The organism is Patescibacteria group bacterium, from assembly GCA_038065255.1.
Classification (GTDB): Bacteria; Patescibacteriota; Patescibacteriia; order JACQRZ01; family JACQRZ01; genus JBBTRI01.
The window spans coordinates 1-5,251 of sequence record JBBTRI010000015.1; the positions used below are offsets into that span (position 1 = coordinate 1).

Sequence of the window (5,251 nt, forward strand, 5' to 3'; positions counted from 1 at the left end):
CCATCTGCAGTCCTGCGATATTGGATACAGTCCGCACTTTCTGTTGCATAAACAAGATCATCCTGAATACGCCACCAGCTCTGGGTAGTACTTGGAGAACCGTCGGAGTTGAGGCGGAAGAATTGGCGGCAGAGCGGCCTGCCGGGACCGTTGGTATTTTTATCACAATCGCATGTATCCGAACTGCCAACCACTCGCATACCCGCAGACGGATTCTTCCAACAGGTTGGGCTCTTTGCCGTTTCATCCTTGGAAACAACCAAGAACTTCTCCAGTTGTGCGCCACCTGTTTCTGAACCTGTCCAGCTATAGAACACGTCCTGACGAGCTGCACGCTGGTCTTCCGGATTGGAAAGTTTTTTGACACACTTCGTAAGCGCCGTGTAGTAATCACGCTGTTCTCCTCCTCCGGCAGCGCCTCCTTCAAGGTTGGTATACTCATCACAGCCAGCTTGGTCTGCGGTACACATTTGTGCTGTGGAAGGGATAAAATCATAAGAAGACTTCAGAGGACTTGGTGAAGTAGCTGCTTCAAACTGGTTTGCCACCTGGACAAAGCGTGTAAGGCCTATGCATGCCGCATCGCATGCCAATGGCTGAATACCACTTACGAGAGGATCACCGTTAGTCGGAGTATATGAACTACAACCAGCATAAGATGCGGGACAGTGGAGCGAAAAACCTTTGCAAATGTCTTTTTTGTATCCAACGGGTTTGATGGTATCCGATCCTGTGAGGTTCTGGTCGCAGCCATAGTATGACGGCGCTATCTTGGCAAACGTTGTTCCTTGCCGATCGGAAGGATTGTTCTTTACATAGTCTGTCGGGAATGGACTCTGCTCGACTTGTGCGCCATACACGTAATAATCAACAGAAGGACTGACGTATACATATACACGCAATTCATCTGGTCGTGAATATTTTGATGCATCTATCGATGACGTATAAGTAAAGCTGCAACGCGTCCATTCATTTGTCGTAGTACACGCACTGCTTCCTTGATCCTGATCGCTACCCAACGCCAGAGTCAATGATGCATTTGTTGAAGATTTCGCCCATACGGAAAAAGTAAATGTCTTACCAAGTACCGATTCGAGTCCATGACTTGCTTTATGAAGATGCAAGCGGTAATCACCGGTACCGGTTGTTTTTGAAAGTTTACCAAGAGGCTCGATACTACCATTCGGCGACTGTATATTTTTGACTTCTTCCCATTTTGTATCTGCTCCGCCATAGGGACATGAACTCCAACTTCCTTCCTGCCAACCGCAATTTTTAGTTGAATCGGCTCGGTAATCATTCCCCAATGTGTCCGACTGCGGCGCGAAGTTCACCACATCGCCCTGCCGCATCAACGCACTACAACCTTCCGCTTCTGCCGGACACGAGGAATCACGCACTTTTGTGGTGAAGTACACTTTACTGATATTGCTCCACTGGTAATCGCTTAGCTTGGAACCTCCGCCGCCCTGCACAAGAACAAGATCATCGAAATCAGTACGATGAGTGCCGTCTTCAGCACGGAAACCTACATGAATAGTGGTTGTACTAACAGCTTGGTTTGGGACAAAAAATGTCGTTGAGCAAGGAATCCAATCGCCAACCGTTGGAGGCGTGTCGTATCGAGCAAGATCGCAATCAACGTCAGTAAGATTTCGGTTTATTGGTGACGTTCCTGCAACAAGTCGACCAGTAGAATTATCACCGCGTTCATTAATATAGTGTACACGTGCACGTGCGGTCAATGTATAGGTTGCTCCTGTTTGTACGATTACTTCCTGTGTCATACCTCCATCATTCACTGTAACAAAATTCTTACTGCCCGATGAAGGATTATGTGATTCTACCTCCGCATTCCCACCATAACTACTGATACCAAAATCCCTCACTGTCCAACTTGCCGCACCCTGTTCAGCTCCAGGATTCGATAGGAGATTTTGTCCTGATGGCTGAAGGGTAAGTGTTTTACTCTGCCATGCGCATCCGGCAGCATTTTGAGAGCACGTTGACCCATACCCAAGATTTGCGCTCGCGAGCGAATCGCGCAGGAACGATGACGTCACGCCGGTAGATGTATTGGTAAACGACAAGCACGAGCTATAGCGCTTTTTGCACTCTGTTCCGCTGAACTGCCAGCGTTTTTTCTCTTCCAAGCAGTAGCCATATGCTTTGCATCGGCCTGATCCATCTTCATCAAGACAGGTTTGCTGGTCCAAACAGAGTTGTGAGCGCGGTTGAATTTTGTATTCGACTTGGCATTTGATTGCTTCAGGGGGATTTGTTGCAGGAGTCTTTATACCCCTATCCAGTGTCGGATCACCCCTGCATATCCACTGTGCATTTTCGTTTGTTGAACCCTGCTCGGTACCCTTCTGTTCAATTGGTGGACCATACCCCTTGAGCATGCACTTGGCAACAGGAGACTTCAGTACCCAATGAGGGTCGATAAGTTTATAAAAAGGGCTCGAGGAATTATCGAATTGATTCATGACATACTTTAGCGTGCAGTTCTGCTGCTCGCATGCTGCAGGATTGTCGCGCACGTAGAGAGCCGTCAGCTCCCATGCCACCGGTAAGATGCGATATTTTCGCAGTATGACCATGGAGCTATACGGAATGCCTTGGGAAAGGTCGGGTTCCACTTGTTGACTGCCCAAGGCACGCTTAAAGCCAAAAATAGCGTTTTCATCCAATCCTGTTGCTCCACCTGTTTGTTTAAACTTTTTCACGGCTTCGGCGATCGTGAGCTTATTCTGAATTGCTTGAGCAAACGGCGGGCGAATAGTACAAGAATCGGGAGATCCGGGTACGCAATCTGATTGAAGATTACTTACCACATTAATTTGCTCTTCTTTGGATTGGGGAAGGGCAACGAGTCGAGAAATGCGTGCCTCGATAGATGCGCGGCGCACAGCCTGAATGGATGCTGATGGATTGGTAATAAGATCCGAGAGTGGGCGAAGAATCGTACCGGCAATACTCCCTGTAGTGCCTGCACCGCCTGTGCCCGTTGCACCGCCAGCAGTAGTTCCCCCTGTTCCACCGCTCGTACCACCCGTTGCGCCACCCGTACCCGTAGTGCCTCCTGTCCCATCGGGAGAACCGCCTCCATAATCGCTTCCAGGTATATTTGTTTCTGCAGCAACATCCGCACCTTCATCGGCCGGTTCAGGAAATGGAGTGTTAACACCGGGTATGGCACTGCCGTCTCCACTACCCGAAATATCCGCCGTTCCATAGGCGCCGCCCCCTCCGCCAACATCACCTCCGCTACCCTCTGTTCCACCCGTACTGCTATAGATAGATGCCGTATCGTATTCTGTCCTGGGCTGTTCAAGCCTTCCCGCAAGTTCTTCTATCTTACTTTGTTGGGCAACCGGTTGATCAGCAAGGGTTTTGGTCAAGCCCTCCATAATCATCTGTCCGGACTTTGCAAAAATGGAATCGGTAAATTCACCTATAAGATCAGCGGCATCAACTACGGCATTCCCTGTAAACTTTCCTTCCTGGTTTACTTGCCCTGCAATGCTGCTAGACACAAGCGCTGCTACGGTAAATGATGGGGAAGTAACCTGCCCCGAAAGTGTTGTCTGAGGCTTGGGACCTCCGGTTTCCGTACGCTGCAAGATAGTTGCCTCATGCATCTTTGCCAAAAATTGCTGGAGGGTGTTTTGAACACGAGAATTAACGGCCTGATCAGACGCTTTATTCGGATCTGTAAGGTCTTGGAGCACCTGCCAACCCGTAGGCTTTCCTGCTCTGCGAGCATCTTGAATTTCCCTAACCTTATCCTCCATCTTTTTTACTTCTTCCGCAGTATTCGCAATCTGCTGATCCTTCTTTGTATTAAGGTTCTTGATGAGATTACTATAGAGATTATTTGCCCGAACACCCGTTTTACCCTGAAGGGTCAAATCTATTGCATCAAGTTGTGATTTGATGGAGGGGTCATTGGAGAGTTTTGAAATAGCATCCCCTGTTTTCGATTTCAGCACATTCAGCGCATTTGTCCCGCCGGATACGTCAATCGCCGCATCTGCACCCGTGAAATACACCCCTGTTTTTGCTTCTAGTGAATCCTGAAGTGCAGTTAGTTTCCGCTGAAGGTCTGCTTGAGCGGTAGGACTACCGAGATCAGTCTTCATCAAATCCTGAAATTGATTGTTGATATCCCCAATGTCCTGATTAAATGAATCCTTCAATTGACCGGGAAGATTTTTTGCTTGTTCAATCGCTCCCAGAAGCTGATCATTATAAGCAAGGGCCGTATCCGTCACAACCTTTTTCCAACTGCTATAGGCCTGCGTAAACGTACAAGCGGGTTTTTCTGTTTTTTTTGAACCCGGGATGGGGGGTAGACCAAGCGGTGGAATTGGTAAACCGATGGAAATGGAGAGATTGCCAATAATACCCGCAAGTAAGTCGAATTTAAACTTTGGGTCGGGATTACACATCTGATTCACAATCTGCTGCGCCTGCTGCAGAACTGCACCCTTATTTCCCTTTGCCCTGCGATCTTTCAGTGAACCGGATCCCCCCTGTTGGTCGGTTGCAATGCTTTCTGCCAATCCTTCAATAAAAAATCCTCCGGCGGCTTCCCCGGCTTGTTCAAGCATCATGCCGGGAGTCTGTTCCCAAAAAAGCGGCTCCTGCCCTACCGCTCCTCCGGATACTTGCCTACCCACCCATTGCGCGCTCTGATCTCCAAGTTGGCGGACGGCGTATTTTACGGTTTTATACAGCGCTATCTCGAGTGCAAGTTGGGTGACTTCCCAAACCTTATCAGCAATGCTCTTGATAAAATTAGCAATAGCGGTCAAATCAATCATGGTGCCCAAGTTGATGAGTTGCGCTTCAGCAGGAGCGGGAGTGAGCGCAACATAGACTCCCGGCAAAAGGAGTCCGATGATCAAAAAACTCATGATGATTTTCTGTACCCAGTGGGGAAGGTGCATATGTATTTCTATTATCTCACTTCTATGATATGTCGTAAAGAGAACATATCACTTTTGAACTCCTTGAACTGCTTTCATAAAAATATCTTTCAGTGCAGCATCGGGAACTTTTTGAAGCACATCAAGAGGAACCTTGCCGGAAGATTCAAGAATGGTGCGAATTTCCTGGGGGCTCAAAAGGGAAGGATTTGCAAGTTTTGCGGGGTCTATTGCATTGCGAGTATTCCCAGAAGATACCCCTTGCTGTTGCTGTTCCAATGCGCCCTTCTCTTGAATGTTTTTCACTGCCTTTTGCA

General features: G+C 48.3%; 2 protein-coding genes. Both read right to left on the reverse strand.

Annotation, left to right across the window (positions count from 1 at the left end; genetic code table 11):
• A partial coding sequence (locus AAB400_03790) for a hypothetical protein (GenBank protein MEK7649004.1) occupies positions 1 to 4,955 on the reverse strand: 4,955 nt, incomplete at its 3' end.
• Positions 4,956 to 5,003: 48 nt separating this feature from the next.
• A partial coding sequence (locus AAB400_03795; GenBank protein MEK7649005.1) for a hypothetical protein occupies positions 5,004 to 5,251 on the reverse strand: 248 nt, incomplete at its 5' end.